Below are 23,695 nucleotides of genomic sequence, written 5' to 3'. Positions count from 1 at the left end.
AAAACAGACTTATTTGGAAATGCTTAAGATAAGTACAGTATCATATCAGGAGAAGAGTATGGATAATTATAACAACAACGGTTATGACAATGGTTATAATAATAACGATAACCGCAACAATAATCGTAATAACAACAATAATAACAAGAAGCCAAAGAATGTTAACCTTATAATATTCATTATTATAGCGGCAGTTGTAACATTTATCGGGCTTACGCTTCTTAGCAATATGTTTAGGAATGCAACTTACAAGGAGATAAGCTACGACCAGTTCATGCAGATGATTGATGAAGATAAGGTAAAGAAAGTAGCATTAGAGCAGGACAGAATTCTTATTACACCAGTTGAAGAGGAGAAACAGTCTGGCATAGCAGGAGTTTCATACACATATTATACAGGGTATGTTAATGATGATACTCTTGTACCACTTCTTAAGAGAAAGGGTATTGAGTTTGAAGGATATATTCCGGATTCAAGTTCTTCAATTGTAGAATTTCTGCTTGCATATGTACTGCCATTCTTATTCATATATATAATCTTTGCATTTGTATATAGAAGAATTGCTAAGAATGGTGGAATGATGGGTGGAATGGGCGTTGGAAAGAGCAACGCCAAAGTATATGTCCAGAAAAAGACAGGTGTTACATTCAAGGATGTTGCAGGTCAGGATGAAGCTAAGGAATCACTTACAGAAATTGTTGATTTCTTACATTACCCTGAGAAATATGCCAAGATTGGTGCAAAGCTTCCTAAGGGTGCACTTTTAGTAGGACCTCCGGGAACAGGTAAGACGCTTCTTGCCAAGGCTGTAGCCGGTGAGGCAGATGTGCCTTTCTTTTCACTTGCAGGTTCTGATTTTGTTGAGATGTTCGTTGGTGTCGGTGCATCACGAGTAAGAGACTTGTTCAAGGAAGCAACTAAGCAGGCTCCTTGTATTATATTTATTGATGAGATTGATGCTATTGGTAAGAGCAGAGATTCCAAGTATGGCGGTGGCAATGACGAGCGTGAGCAGACATTGAACCAGTTACTTGCAGAGATGGATGGTTTTGATTCTTCTAAGGGAATATTCATTCTTGCAGCAACTAACAGACCGGAGGTACTTGATAAGGCTTTACTTAGACCAGGTCGTCTCGACAGAAGAATTACCGTCGACAGACCTGATAAGAAGGGAAGGATTGAGACTCTTAAGGTACATTCTAAGGATGTACTTATGGACGATACAGTTGATTTTGATGAGATTGCGATGGCAACAAGCGGTCTTGTAGGTTCAGACCTTGCTAATATCATTAATGAAGCAGCTATTGCGGCAGTTAAGAATGGAAGAAATGTTGTTACACAGAAGGATCTTCTTGGTGCTTTTGATACAGTTGTAGCAGGTAAGGAGAAGAAGGAAAGAGTTCTTAGCAAGAAGGAAAAGCAGGTTGTTGCTTACCATGAGATTGGACATGCTCTTATAAGAGCTATAAAGAACAATTCAGATCCGGTCCAGAAGATTACTATTATACCTCATACTAACGGTTCGCTTGGTTATGTGCTTAACTTCCCAGAGGAAGAGAAGCATCTTGAGACTAAGGATGAACTTATGACAGACCTTATATCACTTGTTGGTGGCCGTGCTGCAGAAGAAGTTGTATTTGGTTCAGTTACTAATGGTGCTTATGATGATATCAAGAAGGCAACTAACCTTGCCAAGACAATGATTACAAGATATGGTATGTCAGACAGATTCGGACTAGTTGCATTATCAACAGTCGAAGATGAGTATCTTAGCGGAAGAGCATCTATGAACTGTGCACAGGCAACTGAGGCAGAGGTCGATGACGAGGTAAAGAAGCTTATCGCTTCATGTTATGAGGAAGCTAAGCAGATTATAAGAGATAACAGAGATGTAATGGATCAGCTTGCAAGATATCTGTACGACCATGAGACTATCACTGGTAAGGAATTTATGAAGATATTCAGAGAAGCAAAGGGTATACCTGAACCTGTTGATACTTCATTATTCTCAACATCTGAGAAGGTGGCAGAAAGCGTAACATTTAATGATGATGGAAGCTATTCATCAACAGTAAGTGGTGAGCCGGAAAGCGATATATGGAAGAATATTACAAAGCATGATGATTCAGATAGTAATGCATCTGATGATACAACTAAAGATGATGAGTAATAAAAAGGGCGTATCGTTTTGATATGCCCTTTTTATCTGCTTTTTGATGATATATGTGAGTGAAATCCTGATGAAGTATTGTCGATTGACTGAGAAGCAACATAGGCAGCATCTTTAAGAGCGTTCTGCTGTTCCTGTTCTTTAGAGGCGTTGATTCTATATTCAATCTTTTTAAGAAAAACATATGTAAGATATTCGCGTGACGGCGCAGGTACAACACATCCACAAATGCACCGCTCACCTGATATCTGGCTGCGTATTATTACACATTTAAAATGAAAATTAAATTGTTTTCCATTGGCTATATCAGAAAATGTTATGTATATATTATTGTAGTCAGGGGCTGTTTTATTGTTGATGGAAAAGGACAAACCTTTATTACATACATCAATTAAAGTTACTGGTATAATTTCATTGTCGGAATTCAGAGTAATACTTCCAGAAGCTTCCGTTGAAATACGCTGATTGAAGCGTCTGTCACATTCTGATGCAATGCTTGCAAAAACATTAGTCGATATTTTATAGTATGCTGATGAAAAATCAGAAGCTTTATATCCGATAGTTTCTATATTAATATTCTTCCAGACTACCCGGTTCTGCGTTGACGGGTCTATGGTATAAAGATTAAATAAAATATCTTTATAAGAAGAAAAATCTATTACAGCACCTTTTGATGTAAAAGGCGCTATGAGAATGTATCCATTCTTGGATGCAACAACAGAGGAAGGCATTTCGTAGCTGACATTATCTATGGATATTTCAATTGAAATCGGCCCGCCTACGGGAATATCAGATATTAACATAATACAACTCCCTTACAATAATAATTAAATATAGAATATCATAAAATTGCTGATTAATAAACGAAAATATGTTATATTTTTTGACATAGGGAGGAGATGTTATGAGTTTTACACATTTGCATGTGCATACTGAATATTCATTGCTGGATGGCTCCAGTAAGATAAAAGAGATTACTAAACGGGCAAAGGAACTTGGCATGGACAGCCTTGCAATAACTGACCATGGTGTGATGTATGGTGTTATTGAATTTTACGAGGCGGCTAAGAAGGCAGGAATCAAGCCTGTTCTTGGCTGTGAGGTGTATGTAGCGCCGGGGTCAAGGTTTGATAAAGGCGCAGGACAGAGTGAGGATAAATATAATCACCTTGTATTGCTGGCAGAGAATAACACCGGATATCAGAATCTTATGAAGATAGTCTCAAAGGGGTTTACAGAAGGCTTTTACTATAAGCCGAGAGTAGACAAGGAAGTGTTAAGGGAATATCACGAGGGAATTATTGCTACGAGTGCGTGTCTTGCAGGTGAGGTGCAGAGATATCTGTCAAGAGGCATGTATGAGACTGCAAGAGACGCTGCCCTTGAACTTCAGGATATATTCGGAAAGGGAAATTTCTTTCTTGAATTACAGGATCACGGAATAGCAGAACAGCACTATGTCAATCCACAGCTTATGCGTATGCATAATGAGACCGGAATTGAACTGGTATGTACGAATGATGTTCATTATACTTATGCAGATGATGTAGATGCACATGATATATTATTATGTATACAGACAGGTAAGAAGCTTTCTGATGAAAACAGGATGCGATATGAGGGTGGACAGTTCTATTTAAAGTCAGAGGAAGAGATGGCGGAATTGTTCAAATACGCACCGGAAGCAGTTGAGAACACTCATAAGATAGCAGAAAGATGTAATGTTGAGATAGAATTCGGAGTTACAAAGCTGCCAGCATTTGATGTGCCTGAAGCATATGGAAAAAATTCATGGGTGTATCTTAATGCTTTATGTTATGAGGGATTAAAGAAGAGATATCCGGACAAGACCGCAGATATATGTATTGAAGATATTATAGAGCAGGCAAAAGCATCAATAGTTGCAGACAGAAAAGATGTTGTTATAAAAAGGGCAGAGGATTCGAATGATATATTCCAGAGACTTTCTTACGAGCTGTCAGTTATCTATTCAATGGGATATGTCGATTATTTCCTGATTGTGTGGGATTACATTAATTATGCCAAGACACATGATATTCCGGTTGGACCCGGACGAGGCTCAGCGGCGGGAAGTCTTGTGTCATACTGTCTTGGAATAACAACGCTTGACCCTGTTAAATACAATCTTGTATTTGAACGATTCCTGAATCCTGAGCGTGTGTCCATGCCCGATATTGACGTGGACTTTGCACCAGAAGGCAGACAGAAGGTTATTGATTATGTTATAGAAAAATATGGTAAAGAATGTGTGTGCCAGATAATCACATTTGGAACAATGGCAGCACGAGCTGTTATTAAAGATGTCGGAAGGGTTATGGATCTTCCATATGCGATGGTTGATAACATTGCGAAGATGATACCACAGAAGGTTGGAGTTACGATTGACAGTGCAATGAATGGTGACGCAGACAGGGACATTAAGCCAAATGCTGAGTTTAAGGCATTGTATGAAGCTGATGAGACAGTGAGAGATCTTATAGATAAAGCAAAGAGACTTGAAGGACTGCCAAGGCATGCTTCAGTTCATGCCTCAGGTGTTCTTATCAGTCAGAAGGATGTTGGAGAGTATGTTCCGGTTGCAGTTGGAGCGGATAATGTCAAGGTTACTCAGTTTGAGGGGCCTACTCTGGAGCATCTGGGATTGTTAAAATTCGACTTTTTAGGTCTTAGAAACTTAACTGTAATCCAACAGACTGAAAAATGTGAACAGCAGATTGACCCTGCATTTTCGGTGGATAATATACCATATAACGATAAGGCTGTATTTGAATGTATAAGTCAGGGCAAATGTGCAGGTATATTCCAGTTAGAGAGTGGCGGAATGAAAAACTTCATGAAAGAGTTAAAACCGGATTGTTTAGAGGATTTAATTGCCGGTATATCGCTTTACAGACCGGGACCAATGGATTTCATACCACAGTATATTAAAGGAAAAGAGAACGCGGGAAACATAACCTATGAATGCCCGCAGTTAGAGCCAATCTTAGAGCCGACATATGGCTGTATGGTTTATCAGGAGCAGGTTATGCAGATTGTCCGTGACCTTGCCGGATATTCGTGGGGCGGTAGTGATAATGTGCGAAGAGCAATGGCTAAGAAAAAGCTTGATGTAATGGAGCAGGAACGTCAGAATTTCGTATATGGTAATGAGGCTAACGGAGTACCAGGCTGTATTAAGAATGGCATAAGTGAACAGACTGCCAATAAGATATATGATGAGATGATGGATTTTGCAAAATACGCATTTAACAAATCACATGCGGCATGCTATGCGGTTGTGGCATACCAGACAGCATATCTGAAAGTACATTTTCCTGTACAGTATATGGCATGGCTGATATCAAGTGTAACTGATAAAACAAGTAAGGTCGCAGAATATATTCTTGCAGCTAGAGAGATGGGAATTAGTATTCTTCCTGTTGATGTCAATAAATCAGTTGCTGATTTCGGTGTTGAAGGTAAGAATATAAGGTTTGGATTTAATGCGGTAAAGAGTATGGGAAGACCTACAATTACTGCGATTATTGAAGAAAGAACCAATAATGGCGATTTTCACTCCATGCAGGATTTTATTACAAGGATGGCAGGGGTAATTAATAAGAGAACAGTGGAACATCTTATACTTGCAGGTGCATTTGACACATTTGGTAATACAAGACGGGGCATGATGAATGTCTATGAGAGAATGATTGATAGTGCTGTTAAGCAGAATAAAGATGCTATTTCAGGACAAATGTCACTATTTGATTTCGCAAGTGAAGAGGATAAACAGAGTCTTGAAATGAGAGTTCCTGATATTCAGGAGTTTGAAAAGGAGGATCTGCTTGAACGGGAAAAAGAAGTTCTCGGTGTATATGTAACAGGACATCCGCTGGATGAATATACTGGTATGTGGGAGAAGCATATTTCTGCGAGAAGTACAGATTTTCTTATTGATGAGGAAACCGGACAGGCAAAGCTTATGAACGGCTCAAAGCAGACAATAGGTGGTCTTATAAGTAATATTAAGGTTATTACTACCGGTTCAGGACAGCAGATGGCGTACCTTACAATAGAAGATTTTGTTGGAAGCGTTGAGGTAATTATGTTTCCAAGAAATTATGAAAAATATAAAAGATTTTTTGATACGACCAACAAAGTATTTATTACAGGAAGAATACAGGCAGATGCCGATAAACCAGCAAGACTTATGGCAGACAGTGTTGTGAGCTTTGACAGTGTTCCAAGAAGATTGTGGCTTAGGTTTGACAGTCTTGCTGAGTATGAGACACACAGGGATGAGCTTGCTGATATTTTCAAAGAATCGGACGGTAAAGACACAGTCACAATATATTGTGTGGCAGAAAAACAGAGAATAGTGCTTCCTCAGAGTCAGTGCGTGAAGGTGACATCAGACCTGCTTTATATTCTTAAGAGTAAATATGGTGAGAAAAATGTTGCTACAACATAAATTTTAATTAACATTGGTAAAAAATTATCAAAAAAAGAAGATTTTTCTTTTATAATGTGGTAACATAAAACAGAAAATAATATTAAGAGATAAGAAAGGGGAAGTTATGGCAAAGGAAATTAAAACAATCGGCGTATTAACAAGTGGTGGAGATGCTCCAGGCATGAATGCTGCTATCCGTGCAGTTGTAAGAACTGCTTTGAATAAGGGACTTAAGGTCAAGGGTATTCAGAAGGGCTATAACGGACTTCTTAATGATGAGATAATTGATATGGACAAGCGAAGCGTTGCTGATATTATCCAGCGTGGTGGAACAGTCCTCTATACAGCACGATGCATGGAATTCATGACTGAAGAAGGTCAGAAGAGAGGTGCTGAAGTATGCAGAAAGCATGGAATTGACGGTATAGTTGTAATCGGTGGAGATGGTTCTTTCAGAGGTGCACAGAAGCTTGCAGCACAGGGAATTAATACTATCGGACTTCCGGGAACAATTGATCTTGATATTGCATGTACAGATTATACTATTGGATTTGATACTGCTGTTAATACAGCAATGGAAGCTATTGATAAGATAAGAGATACATCTACATCACATGAAAGATGCAGTATTATCGAGGTTATGGGAAGAAATGCAGGATATATTGCATTGTGGTGTGGTATTGCCAATGGTGCAGAGGATATCCTTCTTCCTGAAAGATATGATAATGATGAGCAGGCTCTTATTAATCATATTATAGAAGGAAGAAAGAAGGGCAAGAAACACCATCTTATTATTAATGCTGAAGGTATCGGACATTCTACAGGAATGGCAAGAAGAATTGAAGCTGCAACAGGTATTGAGACAAGAGCTACTATTTTAGGATACATGCAGCGTGGTGGTTCACCAACATGTAAGGACAGAATGTATGCGTCTATTATGGGTGCTTATGCTGTTGACCTTCTTGCTGAAGGAAAGAGTAACAGACTTGTAGCATACAGGGATGGTAAGTTTGTTGATTATGATATTGATGAAGCACTTGCCATGACTAAGGATATTAATGATTATGAATTTAATATAAGTGCATTACTTTCTAAGTAATGCATGGCAGAAAGGTAACCTCATAATGATAACCAGTACGAGCAGTTCACAGGTAAAGCATGTTATATCATTGCTTTCTAAGGCCAGGGAAAGAAAGAAGAATAAAGAATATGTTGTAGAGGGAGTCCGTATGGTATCTGAGGTGCCGGCAGATTTGCTGGTGAAGATATATATGTCTGAAAGATTTCATAGTAACAATCCTGAGTATGTGCATGAGCTGGTTAAGAAGCAGGGGATTTCTTCTGACAGTATTGAGATTGTCGCCGATAATGTATTTGACAGAATGTCACAGACACAGACACCACAGGGGATTATGGCGGTTGTAAGAATGAAGGACAGCAGTATTTCAGATATGCTTACCGACAATCCGTTGCTGATTCTTGTTGAGAATCTTCAGGATCCGGGTAATCTGGGAACTATATTAAGGATGGGTGAAGGTGCAGGCGTTACCGGAGTTATTATGAGCTCTAATACTGTGGATATATATAATCCTAAGACAATAAGGTCAACAATGGGTTCTATATTCAGAGTGCCATTTGTTTATGTGCAGGATTTTAGCGATGCAGTTTCACAGTGTAAGAATGCCGGAATTAAGGTATATGCTGCACATCTTGACGGAAAGAATACATATCTTGGTGAAGATTACAGGGAAGGAACCGCATTTCTAATAGGCAATGAGGGGAATGGACTTACAGAGGATATCACTAAGCAGGCAGATACACTTATAAGAATTCCGATGCAGGGAGAGGTTGAATCTCTTAACGCGGCAATAGCATGTACAATTCTTACATACGAAGCTGTCAGACAGAGAAGTGTGTAGATAACCAACTATATATATGGTCATATACTATATTTTGCAAAATGAATTTAATAAACAAACCCGCAAACCCGCTCATAGAGCGGGTTTTAACATATTTGACAAATTACTGTAACTTTGCTATTATATTTCCGTAATAAATTGTAACATTTCTGTAACAATTTACAGGCGAAGCTAAATAAGCCGCCGGAAAGGGAAGTATAATATGAAACTTAGAAGTAGCAAAGCTGCTTGCTATGTGGGAGCTGCAATTGTGTTATTTATGACACCGGTTCTTCCAGCAGTGGCAACTACCTATGAGAAAACACAGAATACTGACACGGGAATTAAGGTTGCATCTTATTCAGCTAATACAGAAGAGGTTCTTGTGACTGGGTATGAAGAAACAGGAACATACAAGAACAAGGCAGTAGCAATTACTGATCCTTATCTTGATGTTTATGACACTTCTGACGAAGAGACAGCACAGGTTGTGGGAAGATTATATACTAACACACTTGTAGATGTTGATATGGTCGGAAAGGAATGGACTAAAGTTAGTTCAGGAAACTGCGAAGGTTATGTACAGACACAGTGCTTATGTTTTGGAGAAGAAGCAGAGGCTATAGCAGAACAGATTGGAACAGATAATCTTCTTGCAGGATATACAATGGCAGAGATTGAAGCTATTGAAGCAGAAGAAGAGGCTGCAAGACTTGCAGAAGAAGCAAGACTTGAGGCAGAGGCAGAAGCTGCAAGAGCGGCAGCTGCAGCAGAGGAAGCAAGACGACAGAAGATAATTGCTAATACAATATCAGGAACAGATATAACATATAACCCAACTATGAGCGTATCAGATGATGATATATGGCTTATGGCATGTATCATAGACTGGGAGGCTGCATATCAGCCATATGCAGGAAAGCTCGCTGTTGCAAATGTTATTCTTAATAGAGTAAGAAGCGGACATTATCCGGGTACAGTTTCGGGTGTTGTTTATCAGAGATCACAGTTCTCTGGTGTATCAGATGGCGCTGGTAATCCATCAGACAGATTTGCAGCAAGACTTGCAAATGGTCCAAGAAACACAGAATGCATGCAGGCAGCACTTGAAGCATTATCAGGCGTTAATAATATAGGTGGTTATACATCATTCAGGGCATTATATACTGTAGATGTTAACAACTATTCAGATTTTGTAATAATTGGAGATCATATATTCCATTAAGGGATAAAAAAGGTGGTGTGGTTTTCTTCCGTACAAACTACGCTACATAATAATAAGCATTGAGCGTGGAAGGCTGTTTAAGTTCTCGTTACGCTGTCAACGCACATCCGTGTGCGAGACAGCTCGCGCGTCCGTCCGTGGACGCGCGTACACTTAGGTAGTGACTTTGCTCAATGCTTTTATTATGTGCATAGTTTGCAGTCAGAAAAGCCACACCACCTTTTTTATAGGCGGACGGAAGTTTAACGGAAGCTATCTGCTATCTCTCACAACCGACCGTCTTGCAACTACACAAATTAAACAACGCATTTGACGAAGGACTATAATTGCGATAGAATGAACAAAGTTATTAATTATTCAATGTAGGCGAATTTGCCATACAGACAGGAGGATGTCATGGATTTAAAGGGACGCGACTTTTTAACACTCAAGGATTACACACCTGAGGAGATTTTATATTTGATAGACTTAGCAGCAGAGCTTAAGGATAAGAAGAAAAAGGGCATTGTAGAACAGCCACTTATCGGAAAGAATGTTGCACTTATATTCGAGAAGACAAGTACAAGAACACGTTGCTCATTTGAGGTGGCAGCACATGATCTTGGTATGGGTGTTACATATCTTGACCCTACAGGTTCACAGATTGGCAAGAAGGAGAGCATTGCTGATACAGCAAGAGTTCTCTGTACAATGTTTGAAGGAATCGAATACAGAGGATTCGGTCAGGAGATAGTTGAAGACCTTGCAAAATATTCAAGCGTGCCTGTATGGAACGGACTTACTAACGAATACCATCCAACACAGATGCTTGCAGATATGCTTACAATCAAGGAAAAGCTTGGCAGATTAAAGGGCGTTAAGTTCGTATACATGGGTGATGCAAGATACAACATGGGTAATTCACTTATGATTGTCTGCGCTAAGTTAGGACTTCATTATACAGCCTGCACAGCTAAGGAATATTTCCCAGACAAGGAACTTGTTGCACAGTGTGAGGAATGGGCAAAGATAAGCGGTGGTTCTGTAACACTTACAGAAGATGTTAAGGCAGGAACTAAGGACGCAGATGTATTATACACAGATGTATGGGTATCAATGGGCGAGCCTGATGAAGTATGGGCTGAAAGAATCAAGGCACTTCTTCCATATCAGGTTAACAAGGCAGTTATGGACAATGCTTCTAAGGACGCAATATTTATGCACTGTCTTCCTGCATTCCATGACCTTAAGACTAAGATTGGTAAAGAGATTCATGACAAATTCGGTCTTGACGAGATGGAAGTTACTGATGAAGTATTTGAGTCAGAGCAGTCAGTTGTATTCGACGAGGCAGAGAACAGAATGCATACAATCAAGGCTGTAATGGCAGCTACACTTGGAGCTTATAAGTAAATTGGACGTTAGAGTGGCGTGTGTCATGCCGGAAGTCCAAAATCGGGAAGCCGACACGCGGAATTGGACGTTAGAGCAGTGGAAAGACATGTGAAAGTCCAAAAGTGACGAGAAAGAATGACAGATTGGACTTTAAAACAGTGAATAGGCACGAGGAAGTCCAAAATCGGGAAGCCGACACGCGGAATTGGACGTTAGAGCAGTGGAAAGACATGTGAAAGTCCAAAATCAGGACGACACAGCATGAAATAGTAATTCACCAGATATTTATTATGGAGGCGTTATGTATTATACAACGAGTGGCGCGTACAGAAAGAGCAAGATGCTCATAGACTATGCCAATATAGCACTCACATTTGCAATAGGAGTGGTATTCATAATTATACTTTTCTTGCGCAGTGGAAGCGGAATATTATTCGCTGTGGAATTCATGCTTGGAGCATTAGTTAACGGACTTACAGCAGCTAAGAATTTCATGAGCGACAGAACGGTGTCAGGTGTTATTCTTACAGTTGTTACGTTAGGACTTCTGCTTATGGCAGTAATAGCATGGCGGGTAATGGTATGAAGACTAAGATTTTAAATGTTTTGAGAAAATCAGATGGATATGTGTCAGGGCAGGCACTGTGTAATATGCTGGGGGTTTCAAGAACGGCTGTCTGGAAGGTGATAAACCAGTTAAAAGAAGAAGGCTATGTTATAGAGGCAGTCCAGAATAAGGGATATCATATAACACAGTATCCTGATATTCTTACATCAAGCGAGATAATGAGTCAGCTTACATGTGTGGATACAGGCAGTACAACCGGGATTATCCGCGAAGTAGTGTATTATGATGAGACAGATTCTACCAACAACGAAGCTAAGAGAGCGGCAGAAAGAGATAATGCAGCTGATGGAACACTTTATATAACAGAGAGCCAGACAGGCGGCCGCGGAAGACGTGGCAGGAATTGGGTGTCTCCTGCAGGAAGCGGGATATGGATGTCCCTTCTTTTAAGACCGGATATTGCACCAGTTAATGCGTCAATGCTTACAATAGTGGCAGCCATGGCTGTGCAGGAGGCGATCCACACAGTTCTTAAAGAGGACGGACATGACGCAGAGTGCCGTATAAAGTGGCCTAATGATATAGTTCTTAATAAGAAGAAGGTATGTGGAATATTAACAGAGATGAGTGCTGAGATGGATTACATACATTATGTGGTTATCGGCATGGGAATTAATGTTAATACGACAGAATTTGATGATTCAATCAAGGCAACAGCTTCTTCATTGTATCTTGAGACTGGCGACCATCTGAAAAGAAGCCGTATAGTAGCCGCATTTTCAGAGAGCTTTGCAAAGTACTATGATACATTTGTTAAGACACAGAATCTGGCTGGGCTTAAAGAAGACTATAATTCAATGCTTGTCAATAAGGGCGGCGACGTCAAGGCAATATATGCTGACAAGGAAATTGTTGGAAAAGCAATTGGAATCAATGATGAGGGTGAGCTTATCATTAAGACAGACGAGGGCGAGAAGATTATCAGAACCGGAGAGGTTTCTGTGAGAGGATTATATGGATATGTTTGATGAAAATGTAGTTTTATGTGTATCTAATTCTTATGAGAAGAAATACTATTTTAACCCTGATTTCGATAAGCTTCCGGATGATGTAAAGAACGAGTTAAAGATTATGTGCGTTCTTTTCACAGAGGAAGTAGGCGGGATACTTGATATGGAATTCGATGAGGAGGGCAATCTTTTGTTCAAATCATCAGCAGACGAGGGTGATTTACTGTATGACGAGATAGCATGCGGTATGCTCGTCAAGAAGTATCAGTATGAGAAGAGAGAGCTTCTTGAATCACTTGAGATGTTCTTCAAGGTATTCTTCTTAGGCATGGAGTAATTATGAGAATTGGAAATGTTGAGATAAAGAACAATATTGCATTGGCACCGATGGCAGGAGTAACAGACCTGCCATTTCGACTTTTATGCAAGGAGCAGGGCTGTGGGCTTATGTGTACAGAGATGGTCAGCGCCAAAGCAGTGCTGTATAACAATAAGAATACAGAAGACCTGATGAAGACGGTGCCAGGGGAGCGTCCGCTTGCATTGCAGCTTTTCGGTTCAGACCCTGATATCATGGCAGATATAGCGAAGAGACTTTCTGAAAGAGAGTTCGATATAATTGATGTCAATATGGGATGTCCTGTTCCAAAGGTAGTCAATAATGGCGAAGGTTCGGCACTTATGAAGGACCCTGTGCTTGTCGGAAGAATAGTCGAGAAGATGGCTGATGCACTTGATAAGCCGCTTACAATCAAGATAAGGGCAGGATTTGATGAGAATAGTATAAATGCGCCTGAGATAGCACATGTTATTGAGGAGTCTGGCGGGGCTGCCGTTGCAGTCCATGCAAGAACAAGGCAGCAGTATTATTCAGGACATGCAGACTGGGATATAATAAGACAGGTCAAAGAAGCAGTATCGATTCCAGTTATTGGTAATGGCGATATTAAAAGCGGCGAAGATGCTGTTAATATGATGAAGCAGACAGGCTGTGACGGAATAATGATTGGAAGGGCAGCAAGAGGAAATCCATGGATATTCAGACAGGTTTCTGAATATATGAATAATGGTACAATAATTGAACCACCATCCGTTGAAGAAATATGCCAGATGATTAAGAGACATGCCAAAGGACTGTGTGAGATAAAAGGCGAGTTTACAGGAATCCGCGAGATGAGAAAACATTTTGCATGGTATACAGCAGGAATCAAGCATGCAGCAGCATTAAGAAATGAAGCTAACCAGGTTACTAATCTGGAGCAGTTTGATGGGCTTGTGGACATGATACTGGAAGGGCTGCATTGACAGACAGGAACTGATAGTTTATAATATTGTGACGCTTGTGGGGTTTTATTCTCTAGTAGAGCAGAAGCATATTAGTGTAGCATATATATAGAAAGGTGATAAGAACATGGCAGAGAAACAGTTTCTTACTAAAAAGGGGTATGACGAAAGAGTAGCAAGACTTGAGGAGCTTAAGGTTGTCAGAAGAAAGGAAGTTGCCCAGAAGTTAAAGGAAGCAAGAGAACAGGGCGATTTATCAGAGAACGCTGAGTACGATGCAGCTAAGGATGAGCAGAGAGATATCGAAACAGAAATCGCAGAGCTTGAAGCAATTCTTGCTAACTGTGAGGTTATTCAGGATAACGATAAGAATAAAGATGTAGTTAAGATGGAGAGCGTTGTTGTACTTCACGATGTAGAAATCGATGAGGATATTGAGTACACAATCGTTGGTTCATCAGAGGCAGACAGCCTTAATAACAAGATTTCTAATGAGTCACCACTTGGTGCAGCTCTTATTGGAAAGAAGAAGGGTGACACTGTTAAGGTAGAAGCACCTGTTGGAGAGATTGAATATACAGTTGTATCTGTAAAGAACGACTAATTTTCAGTAACATATAGAAAAGGAGATACTCATTCATGGGAGATAATAAATCTGCACAGCAGCCTGACGTTAACGAGCAGATTAAGGTTCGTATGGAAAAGTTAAAGAACCTTCAGGACGCAGGTAAGGATCCATTCCAGATAACAAAGTATGATGTAACACATCACACAGATGAAATCAGAGCCATCTATGAAGCACATGAGAAGGAACTTCTTGGTGACAGACCAGCAGTTAATACTGAAGGTTTAGATGAGCAGCAGGCAAGAGAAGCAGTTAATGCCGATTACAATGAGAGAAGAGCCATTATGGACGCTTCTCCAATTAATGTAAGCTTTGCCGGACGTATGATGTTCAAGAGAGTAATGGGAAAGGCATCTTTCTGTAACATTGCTGATCTTAAGGGCAGAATGCAGGCATATATTTCAAGAGATGCAATTGGCGAAGAAGCATATGCAGACTTCAAGAAGTCTGATATCGGTGATATCTTCGGAATTAAGGGATTTATCTTCAGAACTAAGACAGGAGAGATTTCAGTTCACGCTGAGGAGATTACTCTTCTTTCTAAGAGTTTACAGGTACTTCCAGAGAAGTTCCACGGAATCACAGATACTGATATGAGATACCGTCAGAGATATGTTGATTTAATAATGAATCCTGAGGTTAAGGAAACATTTGTAAAGAGATCTAAGATTATCAAGGAAATCAGAAAGTTCCTTGATGGCAGAGACTTCATGGAAGTTGAGACACCAACACTTGTATCTAATGCTGGTGGTGCTGCCGCAAGACCATTCGAGACTCATTACAACGCACTTGACGAGGACGTTAAGCTTCGTATTTCATTAGAGCTTTATCTTAAGAGACTTATCGTTGGTGGTCTTGAGAGAGTTTACGAAATCGGACGAGTATACCGTAACGAGGGTGTTGATACAAGACACAACCCTGAGTTCACACTTATGGAACTTTACCAGGCATACACAGATTACGAAGGAATGATGGAACTTACTGAGAGCATGTTCAGACACCTTGCCGAGACTGTATGCGGTACAACTAAGATTACTTACAACGGCACTGAGATTGACCTTGGAAAGCCATTCAGAAGACTTACTATGAATGACGCAATTAAGGAATACGCCGGTGTTGATTTTGATACAATTAAGACTGACGAAGAAGCTAAGGCTCTTGCTAAGGAGAGAGGAATTGAGTTCGAGGAGCGTCACACTAAGGGCGACATCATCAATCTCTTCTTTGAGGAGTACTGCGAGGAGAATTTAATCCAGCCTACATTCATTATGGATCATCCTCTTGCAATATCTCCACTTACTAAGAAGAAGCCATCTGATCCAGAGAAGGTTGAACGTTTCGAGCTTTTCATTAACACATGGGAAATGTGTAATGCATACTCAGAGCTTAACGACCCAATCGACCAGAGAGAGCGTTTCGCACAGCAGGATAAGAACGCAGAGAACGGCGACGAGGAAGCACAGCACACAGATGAGGACTTCCTTAACGCACTTGCAGTAGGTATGCCACCAACAGGCGGTATCGGTTACGGTATTGACAGACTTGTTATGCTGCTTACAGATTCACCTGCAATTAGAGATGTTCTGCTCTTCCCGACAATGAAGTCTATTGATAAGTAAGAATGCAGGAAAATCAAGGGTTTCAGCACTTGGATGTACTAAAATATATAGTTGGTCAAGGGGTTTTGACCAAGATTTGACCAATTTTTGGCATAGTCAAAAAAAGATTAGTACAGGTTAGTACAGATTGCTTAGTCTGAAAAATTAAAGATTGTATTACTTAGAGGACATTTTCTAAAGAAATTTAGAAGATGTCCTCTTTTTGCGTTATAGGAGCAACTGAAATAGCGAAAGGAGATTAATATGGAGCACACAAAGACATATCAGGAATTTAAGAAGAATGGTAATACAAAATTTGTAAGGTATAGCGAAGGAGCAGAAATGTATCATATGAGCGTATCAAAGTTTATGCAAATGGCTAAGGACGCCAAGGCAATCTATAAGTTAGGTCAGTTAGTACTTGTGAATTTGAAGATATTTGATGAGTACATTGAGACATTCCACATAGTTGATGATGAATTTTATAAGTAGGTGAAAAGGATGGTAACACAATTACAGCCAGATGTTAGGGCTTACCTACATGGTGCAGAGGTAATAAAAAGATACATAAGGGTCGAAGCGGTAGCTCAGGAATATGGATTAAGTGTTGAAGAAACTGAATATATTGCTAAGGCGGCAGGTTCTTTATACAAGCTTACCCGTATTCATTTAGTAAAAAAGGAAAGGTTTGATGAGTTTATGAAACACATATACAAAGTGCCTGGAACAAATAAACAGATAATTAAAAAGTTTGCGAGAATTGGAGAAGCTTCAATTATATACAGTATTGGCAGACATAGATTTATCGAGTTGGCTAGAGCAGCAGGTGCAACATATAAAATAAATGAGGGAACAGGGGGGACTGTGCTAATTAATTTAGAAATATTTGATAATTATATGGAGCAATTCAGACAACCTGTAAGACCTTTGAAAGAGCCGTTATACGGACAGGAAGAAGGTGAATTGAATGAGTAACTCATATAAGTTCTATTCAGATACAAAAGACATTATGAAAAAATATGTAAATGCTACTGAAGGAGCCATTATTTATGGCATAAGTAAATCAAGGATTATGGTTTTGGCTTCAGAAGCAGGGGCAGTATATAAGGTTGGAAATTCAGCATTGATTAATACAGATATTTTTGAAATGTATTTGGAGAAATTTAAGGAACCAACAAGACCATTGCCCAAACATATTTGGAATAAATTGTCAGGCGAAGATAAAAAAGGCCACAATAGTACCTGTTTTGATAAAAAAGACCCGTGATTGTCACTTTCGGCATTATAGAAACTAATGTAATATATGGACATTCCAAGAAAAACTTGGGATGAACAATTTAATAATCAGTTACAGATTTGCAAAGTAGTTTGCACTGCAGGGTATCTGTAGGTAGTAAATTTACGGGGCATGTACCTGGAAGATGAAAGTCACAGCTATCATATTAGTACAGGTTCCATTGTCATCAATAAGGACGGCGAATTTGTAACAGATACTACTCTTATGAAGGGTTACTGGTACGACTTTATCTTCAATTTCTTCAAGGACAGCCTTGCAGGAGTAACTTTTGATGTATATGCAAAAGAGGATATCGTAAGTGCCGACGGACTTGATACTGTATATCATAAGGCAGGAGACAAGGTGGCAACCATCGTGACAAATGATAAGGGTATCGCAAGAATTGATGACCTTCCACTTGGCAAGTATTATCTTGTTGAGACAAAGACAATTGATGGATTTGTATTAGATGATACACCGATTGAGGCAGACCTTTCTTATATCGACCAGAACAAAAAGTTTGTATTTGCAGGAATGGATGTGACAAATGAGCGTCAGAAAGTGCAGATTACTGTAACCAAGACTGATTCAGAGACTAAGGAAGCACTTGAAGGAGCAGTATTCGGCTTATTTGCGAAAGAAGATATCGTGAACAAAGATGGCAAGGTAATCGTAAAAGCTGATACACAGATTGAGAGAACAGTAACAGGCAAGGACGGAAAGGCAGCATTTACCTCTGACCTTCCACTTGGACAGTATTATGTCAAAGAGATTGAGGCACCAAAGGGCTATGTGAAGTCTGATAAGATTTTTGATGTGGATGCTTCATATCAGGGAGATAAGGTAAAGGTTATCGAGTTTGAGGCAGCATTTGAAAATGCACCGATTAAGGTAGAGATTTCAAAGACTGATATCACAGGCGAGAAAGAATTACCTGGAGCAAAGCTTTCAGTTATTGATGCTGATGGAAAGCTTGTTGAGAGCTGGACATCAGAAGCAGGAAAGACTCATATGATTGAGAGACTTCCTGTCGGAAAGTACACACTCAGAGAGGAATCTGCACCATATGGATATAAGGTGGCAAGTGATGTAACCTTTGAAGTAAAGGAGACAGCAGAAATCCAGAAGGTATCCATGAAGGACGAGCAGGCAGTCGGAAAGATTGTCATTGAGAAAACTGACAAAGTAACCGGAAAGCCGATCGATGGTGTTGTATTTGAAGTAAGAGATAAGGACGGAAAGGTGCTTGACACACTCACTACTGACAAGAATGGTCATGCAGAGAGCAAGGAGCTTCCTATCTGTACTTACAACGAGGATGGATCATTCAAGGAAGATATCCATTATACAGTAGTTGAGACAAAAGCAGCTGACGGATATATCCTCGATGAGACAGCTCACGATGTAACTCTTCGATACGATGACAATGCACCGGATGTTGTTGTAACAACTCTTAAGCTTATCAATGTACCGACAGAGCCTAAGCTTCCACAGACAGGCGACAATGCAAATCCGCTTCTTTATCTTGGAATTGGTGCACTTGCACTTATTACAGGTGTTGGAGTAGGACTTCGTGGAAGAAAGAAAAAGAATAAACAGTAACAATTAACCTTGCGGGGAATGTAAGCCAGTGACTTATGTTCCCTGCTTTTTTAGATTAAGGAGGAACCGTAATATGATGAATTACGAGATTTTTAAGGAAGTAGTAAAAGAAAAGTTTATGGATTATATGCCTGAGAAGTTCAAAGGAATGGAGCTTGTGGCAGAACCCGTGGAAAAGGTGAATGTGACTCTTGATGGCATCATCTTACGAGAGGAAGGCAGGAATATTTCGCCTACGATTTATATCAATGACATGTATAAGAAGTATCAGGACTGTGGTGATCTTGAGGTGTCACATCATTGACAAATGTACATCGCCATGATATGGTTTGAGAAATATATATATTTTTTGTCGGAAGTGTAGAGTTTTTTGTCGGATACTTTTCTAAAATAAATAAGCTATTACATCTTTATGAAGGTGTTTCAGCATTTGGCACAAGGGGTTATCGCAGAAAGACCTATTTTTTGCAATAACTCAAGTAGAAATGAGGTGAATATCGATGATGCAGCAATTGTATAAATTGACATATGTCAAAAATGGGGGGTAGAAGCCTACTGACCGTGAATGACGCTCAGGAGAGAATGACAAAAGGAGGACTTTATGAATATTATCAAACATAAATATGGCAAACGAACGGTATCTCTGCTGCTTGCGGTAATTTTGGTGCTATGCCCTTTGCAGGTTAGGGCGGCAGATAACAAGCCAACCATCGAGGCAGATAACAAGCCAACCATCGAAATTGGTGACTACATTCAGATGGGTACTTATGGGGGAGTGCCAATTGTGTGGCGTTGTGTAGCGAAGGATAGCAATGGGCCATTGATGCTTTCGGATAGAGTATTGTGTGATTACATGCCCTATGATGCAAAAACCAACAAAAATGCCGAAACAGGCTCGCACCGGCGCAATAGCTGGAGAGATAATTTTGGTTCTAACCACTGGAGAGACAGCAACATACGTTCTTGGCTCAATTCCAACGCTGAAGCAGGAAAAGTGAAATGGCTTTGCGGAAATCCGCCAACAGAGGATTCTGTCTATCCTAAAACGGCAGCATATGACCAAAAGGAGGGCTTCCTTCGCAGCTTTCGTTCGGATGAGCTGGGAGCGATTCGAACGGTGAAGCAGCGTTCTATCGTTTCCCATCCGGAGTATACGGCAGGTTATATCGACGCAGCCGGTGTTGATCTTCCCTATAACACCACAATTGATACGGTAGCGGATGGGTATGACAGTGCCCATTATGAATATATTTGGGATAGAGTTTTTCTGCTGGATGTTCAGCAGCTCAAAACGGTTAATGATAACCTGAACGGCTACCATATCGCAAAAAACAGAAGCGGTGTAGCATGGAACTATTGGCTGCGTACACCGATTACAACCTGTAACCATGATATGCGATTTGTGACCCCTCAAGGGAATATTTTGCGTGACGCACCCTATAAGGGATATTACGGCGTTCGTCCTGCCTTCTATCTGAATACGGAAAATTACACCGTATCATCCGGCACAGGACAGAGCGCACAGGACCCCTATGTTGTTTCCGCACCGGATGCGCCGGATGACAGCATTGGCATATCCGGCGCTGTGCGAGAGGATGTGAATGGTGACTGGAATGTGAACACGGATGAGTATCTACAGCTGGAGATGAGTACCCTCTACACTGAGGATCCTGCATATGCAAATGTAACCGTACCGGTGTATACAATCCAGAAGCCTCGCAGCGATAAGGAGAACATGGTGATTGTGTACTGCGCCGAGGGCTACACCAAAAGCCAGCAAAAGCAGTTTGTCGAGGATGTAAAAAAGCTGTGGGGGGAGGTATTGCAGATAGAGCCATATCGCAGCATGGCGGATCGCTTTAATGTCTATGCACTCTGCACGGCATCGGTGGATGGCTATGGCGGTACCAGCACATTTTTTGCTGCGACCGCCAAAGGAGGAATTTCTACTAACAAAGGGAACTGGCGCAACCATGTTTTGGAGCGCATCATAGGCCCTGCGTTTATCGAGAAGATTCATGACGCACATATTCCTAATGAAACGCATCCAAACGAAAACACGATGGATCATAATTATAGACAGTATGATTATGTGTATGAAAATATCAACCAATTCGTTGTGTTGGCGAATAGCGGTGAGTATTTCGGTGGCTCTCATGATAATAAACAATATGGTATTCACTATATTGTTGCGTCAGCGAGAAACGCATATTCTGCGTTTACCCAGCGGCATGAACTGGGACACGGTCTGTTCCATCTGGGAGATGAATATAATTATAGCACTGTTCCTGTAGATGAGTGGAATTACACTACATCACTGAATATGACTGCAACAAAAGATCCCACGAAAGTGAAGTGGAAGCAGCTGCTTGGCTTCCGTAATACCTATACCTGCCCGCATCTTGACTACTATCCTTATACCTATAATTCCAGCAGGGATTGTCTGATGCGAGAGACCTTTCAGAATGATTTTTGCGATGTGTGCAAGCTACAGGGCATAAAGGTCATGAGTCAGCTCATTACAAATCCCCCTGCGCTTTATGTGGCTGTTCCTGAGGTGAAAAAGTATATCGGCGGTTACAGAAATCCCACAAAAGATCCTTCTGCCTTTGAGGCAGCGAATTCCTCCGCATATGCGAGCTATCAAAATGACAGGAATAGCCGTCTATTAAGCGGCGGCAGTAAAAACAGCTTTGATTATAGCAGCATGAAGGGGCAGCAGGTTGAGCTGCGCACCATTATACAAAATCTTTCGAATACCCAAGCGAAGACTGTGACCCTGCGCCTGTGGGTGGAACATTCCAACGGCGAAAAAGCGGTCACGACAGATGGGGAGCAGGTTTTCACTACGCAGGAGTTTGACATCCCTGTTTGGAAAGAGAAAAGCAAATTCTGGACAAAGGGTGCGTTGGATTACGAGGGCAGCGACTTTAATTCCGGCCTTGTCAACTGCTCTCTGGTTTACACGATTCCGGAGAATGCCATTCTGCAATCCGGCGATACCATCGGCTTTGAGATTGTAGATCATGCGACAGGCGAGGTATTGGCTGATGATGATACGGAGCAGCAGCGCTATGTCAATGTCACCATCCAATATCAGCTGGAGGATGGCACAGATGTTCCAAACACCATGCCGACTACCTTTACTGTTCCGGTAGGCAAAAAGGTTGATTGGCAGCCGCCGCAGGAACTGCACGGCTACACTTTTGTTAAAGCGGAGGGGATGGAAAATGCTGTCCCGAACAGTGGTATGACGATTCGTTATATTTATAAAAGGTCTGAGGAACGCCCCGAGCCGCCGGTGACAAAAAATTATACGGTGCAATACAATTGGGGCTCTGTATTCCCGACAGGCGCAACGCTGCCGCTAAATAGCAGCTCCTATTCGAGTGTGCAACAGGCGAAGGCGGCTGTGGATAAGAAATATACCTCCACAACACGCATTCAGGCACAAAAGGATGGTAAAAACGGCACATGGGCTTTTTCGGGCTGGGATGCCGGCAACCTAAACGGCACAACCGTGGTATTCCGTGGAAGTTGGAGTTTTACGGCGGATACAGCGCCGATAACGCCTCCGAGCGGTACAGCAAGCTACAAGATTACCGCAACGGCAGGTATCGGTGGAACAATCTCTCCCGGTGGCACGACAACGGTATCTGCCGCAGGTCAGCTTACATATACAATCAAGGCGAACGAAGGATATTATATTGCGGACGTAAAGGTGGATGGTTCGGAAGTGACAGCAACCACAAGCTACACCTTTAGTGATGTGAATACTGATCACACCATAGAAGTTACCTTTAAACAGGAAAGCCAGACACCGGATGTGCCGGATGTGATTGCACCAAGCATAACCACACAGCCTGGAAATGCGACAGTGAAGGTAGGTGAGACTGCGTCCTTTACCATAGCAGCAAGCGGTACAGATCTTACCTATCAGTGGCAGATATACAGAAATGATGGGAAAGGATGGGTAAACATTGACGGTGCAACGGCAACGAGCTATACCACATCCACAGTCAATATAAGCTGCAACGGATTTAAGTATAAGTGTGTTGTTTCAAACAGCGCAGGAAACGTAGAGAGTAATTCTGCAACATTGACCGTACAGGATGCGGGCGGTTCCGATAATCCTGACACACCGAATAACACCTATCAGATTATTGATGGAGCAAACAGTAGTTGGACGCATGACAGTGATGGTAATATCACCATCCGGGGTAACGGAGACTTCTCCAAGTTTACCGGAGTTAAGGTGGACGGAAATTTGATAGACAAGAGCAACTACACTGCAAAGGAAGGCTCTACCATTATCACACTGAAAGCTTCCTACCTGAATACACTTTCGGCAGGAAACCATACAGTTGAAATCCTTTGGACGGATGGTTCTGCAAGCACCACATTTACCACCAAAGCAAATATCTCTGATAACAGTAATAACAATAGCAATTCCTCTGATGACAAGCCATCGAGTGGAACTGATAAGAAGGATGTGACTGCACCTAAAACCGGAGACAACACACCGAGTGTATGGCTGTTTATACTATCAATTCTTTCCGGAACGGGATTGATTATTACCGTAAAGAAACGCAGAGAAAATTTGAATTCATAG

17 protein-coding genes and 2 pseudogenes are annotated in these 23,695 nt (G+C 41.0%); 18 read left to right on the top strand and 1 reads right to left on the bottom strand.

What is annotated here, in order from left to right; all coding sequences use genetic code 11:
* Positions 1-58: 58 nt before the first annotated feature.
* The gene (gene ftsH / locus EUBELI_RS08095; RefSeq protein WP_081458321.1) at positions 59-2,170 is read left to right on the top strand and encodes an ATP-dependent zinc metalloprotease FtsH; all 2,112 of its coding nucleotides are present in this window, start codon (positions 59-61) and stop codon (positions 2,168-2,170) included.
* Between the two features lie 32 nt (positions 2,171-2,202).
* On the opposite strand, the gene EUBELI_RS08090 is transcribed toward ftsH, so the two are convergent.
* Positions 2,203-2,973 carry a PilZ domain-containing protein gene (locus tag EUBELI_RS08090; protein WP_012739906.1) on the bottom strand — a complete coding sequence of 257 codons (771 nt, stop codon included), beginning with the start codon at positions 2,971-2,973 and terminating at the stop codon, positions 2,203-2,205.
* A gap of 101 nt (positions 2,974-3,074) precedes the next feature.
* Between EUBELI_RS08090 and EUBELI_RS08085 the strand changes: the two genes are divergently transcribed.
* From EUBELI_RS08085 to EUBELI_RS08005, 17 genes and pseudogenes are all read left to right on the top strand, one after another.
* Positions 3,075-6,641, top strand: a complete 3,567-nt coding sequence (locus EUBELI_RS08085; RefSeq protein WP_012739905.1) for a DNA polymerase III subunit alpha — start codon at positions 3,075-3,077, stop codon at positions 6,639-6,641.
* A 106-nt stretch (positions 6,642-6,747) separates the two neighbouring features.
* Positions 6,748-7,722 (top strand): 6-phosphofructokinase, encoded by a 975-nt coding sequence (gene pfkA / locus EUBELI_RS08080; RefSeq protein ID WP_012739904.1) that lies wholly within the window; start codon positions 6,748-6,750, stop codon positions 7,720-7,722.
* Positions 7,723-7,747: 25 nt separating this feature from the next.
* Positions 7,748-8,542 (top strand): TrmH family RNA methyltransferase, encoded by a 795-nt coding sequence (locus EUBELI_RS08075; RefSeq protein WP_041688243.1) that lies wholly within the window; start codon positions 7,748-7,750, stop codon positions 8,540-8,542.
* A 202-nt stretch (positions 8,543-8,744) separates the two neighbouring features.
* Complete coding sequence (locus EUBELI_RS13680) at positions 8,745-9,746, top strand: cell wall hydrolase (protein ID WP_012739902.1); 1,002 nt, start codon at positions 8,745-8,747, stop codon at positions 9,744-9,746.
* A gap of 396 nt (positions 9,747-10,142) precedes the next feature.
* Positions 10,143-11,138 (top strand): ornithine carbamoyltransferase, encoded by a 996-nt coding sequence (gene argF / locus EUBELI_RS08065; protein WP_012739901.1) that lies wholly within the window; start codon positions 10,143-10,145, stop codon positions 11,136-11,138.
* Positions 11,139-11,421: 283 nt separating this feature from the next.
* On the top strand, positions 11,422-11,706 hold the full coding sequence (locus tag EUBELI_RS08060) for a hypothetical protein (protein WP_012739900.1): 285 nt from the start codon (positions 11,422-11,424) through the stop codon (positions 11,704-11,706).
* Positions 11,703-12,716, top strand: a complete 1,014-nt coding sequence (locus EUBELI_RS08055) for a biotin--[acetyl-CoA-carboxylase] ligase (protein WP_012739899.1) — start codon at positions 11,703-11,705, stop codon at positions 12,714-12,716. The genes EUBELI_RS08060 and EUBELI_RS08055 overlap by 4 nt, the downstream gene beginning before the upstream one ends.
* Entirely contained in the window at positions 12,703-13,035 is a 333-nt protein-coding gene (locus EUBELI_RS08050; protein ID WP_012739898.1) for a DUF6145 family protein, read from the top strand. Before EUBELI_RS08055 ends, EUBELI_RS08050 begins: the two co-directional genes overlap by 14 nt.
* Before the next feature lie 2 nt (positions 13,036-13,037).
* Positions 13,038-14,003 (top strand): tRNA dihydrouridine synthase DusB, encoded by a 966-nt coding sequence (gene dusB, locus EUBELI_RS08045; protein WP_012739897.1) that lies wholly within the window; start codon positions 13,038-13,040, stop codon positions 14,001-14,003.
* A 106-nt stretch (positions 14,004-14,109) separates the two neighbouring features.
* Entirely contained in the window at positions 14,110-14,586 is a 477-nt protein-coding gene (gene greA, locus EUBELI_RS08040; RefSeq protein WP_012739896.1) for a transcription elongation factor GreA, read from the top strand.
* A gap of 35 nt (positions 14,587-14,621) precedes the next feature.
* On the top strand, positions 14,622-16,226 hold the full coding sequence (lysS, locus tag EUBELI_RS08035) for a lysine--tRNA ligase (RefSeq protein ID WP_012739895.1): 1,605 nt from the start codon (positions 14,622-14,624) through the stop codon (positions 16,224-16,226).
* A 243-nt stretch (positions 16,227-16,469) separates the two neighbouring features.
* Positions 16,470-16,697, top strand: a complete 228-nt coding sequence (locus tag EUBELI_RS08030; RefSeq protein ID WP_012739894.1) for a DUF6462 family protein — start codon at positions 16,470-16,472, stop codon at positions 16,695-16,697.
* A gap of 9 nt (positions 16,698-16,706) precedes the next feature.
* On the top strand, positions 16,707-17,180 hold the full coding sequence (locus tag EUBELI_RS08025) for a DUF6462 family protein (RefSeq protein WP_041688241.1): 474 nt from the start codon (positions 16,707-16,709) through the stop codon (positions 17,178-17,180).
* On the top strand, positions 17,173-17,472 hold the full coding sequence (locus tag EUBELI_RS08020) for a DUF6462 family protein (RefSeq protein ID WP_012739892.1): 300 nt from the start codon (positions 17,173-17,175) through the stop codon (positions 17,470-17,472). The genes EUBELI_RS08025 and EUBELI_RS08020 overlap by 8 nt, the downstream gene beginning before the upstream one ends.
* Before the next feature lie 174 nt (positions 17,473-17,646).
* Positions 17,647-19,083, top strand: a pseudogene (locus EUBELI_RS08015) (SpaA isopeptide-forming pilin-related protein); the annotation flags it as partial.
* A gap of 73 nt (positions 19,084-19,156) precedes the next feature.
* A pseudogene (locus EUBELI_RS08010) lies at positions 19,157-19,372 on the top strand (DUF5688 family protein); the annotation flags it as partial.
* A gap of 312 nt (positions 19,373-19,684) precedes the next feature.
* Positions 19,685-23,695: a M64 family metallopeptidase gene (locus EUBELI_RS08005; RefSeq protein WP_012739889.1), complete on the top strand. Its 4,011-nt coding sequence runs from the start codon at positions 19,685-19,687 to the stop codon at positions 23,693-23,695.

Source organism: [Eubacterium] eligens ATCC 27750 (assembly GCF_000146185.1).
GTDB lineage: Bacteria > Bacillota > Clostridia > Lachnospirales > Lachnospiraceae > Lachnospira > Lachnospira eligens.
Note: the sequence above shows the minus strand (reverse complement) of the source record. Positions and strands in the feature narration are given on the sequence as shown.

Coding starts and splice junctions, on each gene's coding strand:
- ftsH (WP_081458321.1), top strand. CDS start 59: ATGGATAATTATAACAACAACGGTTATGACAATGGTTATAATAATAAC.
- EUBELI_RS08090 (WP_012739906.1), bottom strand. CDS start 2,973: ATGTTAATATCTGATATTCCCGTAGGCGGGCCGATTTCAATTGAAATA.
- EUBELI_RS08085 (WP_012739905.1), top strand. CDS start 3,075: ATGAGTTTTACACATTTGCATGTGCATACTGAATATTCATTGCTGGAT.
- pfkA (WP_012739904.1), top strand. CDS start 6,748: ATGGCAAAGGAAATTAAAACAATCGGCGTATTAACAAGTGGTGGAGAT.
- EUBELI_RS08075 (WP_041688243.1), top strand. CDS start 7,748: ATGATAACCAGTACGAGCAGTTCACAGGTAAAGCATGTTATATCATTG.
- EUBELI_RS13680 (WP_012739902.1), top strand. CDS start 8,745: ATGAAACTTAGAAGTAGCAAAGCTGCTTGCTATGTGGGAGCTGCAATT.
- argF (WP_012739901.1), top strand. CDS start 10,143: ATGGATTTAAAGGGACGCGACTTTTTAACACTCAAGGATTACACACCT.
- EUBELI_RS08060 (WP_012739900.1), top strand. CDS start 11,422: ATGTATTATACAACGAGTGGCGCGTACAGAAAGAGCAAGATGCTCATA.
- EUBELI_RS08055 (WP_012739899.1), top strand. CDS start 11,703: ATGAAGACTAAGATTTTAAATGTTTTGAGAAAATCAGATGGATATGTG.
- EUBELI_RS08050 (WP_012739898.1), top strand. CDS start 12,703: ATGGATATGTTTGATGAAAATGTAGTTTTATGTGTATCTAATTCTTAT.
- dusB (WP_012739897.1), top strand. CDS start 13,038: ATGAGAATTGGAAATGTTGAGATAAAGAACAATATTGCATTGGCACCG.
- greA (WP_012739896.1), top strand. CDS start 14,110: ATGGCAGAGAAACAGTTTCTTACTAAAAAGGGGTATGACGAAAGAGTA.
- lysS (WP_012739895.1), top strand. CDS start 14,622: ATGGGAGATAATAAATCTGCACAGCAGCCTGACGTTAACGAGCAGATT.
- EUBELI_RS08030 (WP_012739894.1), top strand. CDS start 16,470: ATGGAGCACACAAAGACATATCAGGAATTTAAGAAGAATGGTAATACA.
- EUBELI_RS08025 (WP_041688241.1), top strand. CDS start 16,707: ATGGTAACACAATTACAGCCAGATGTTAGGGCTTACCTACATGGTGCA.
- EUBELI_RS08020 (WP_012739892.1), top strand. CDS start 17,173: ATGAGTAACTCATATAAGTTCTATTCAGATACAAAAGACATTATGAAA.
- EUBELI_RS08005 (WP_012739889.1), top strand. CDS start 19,685: ATGAATATTATCAAACATAAATATGGCAAACGAACGGTATCTCTGCTG.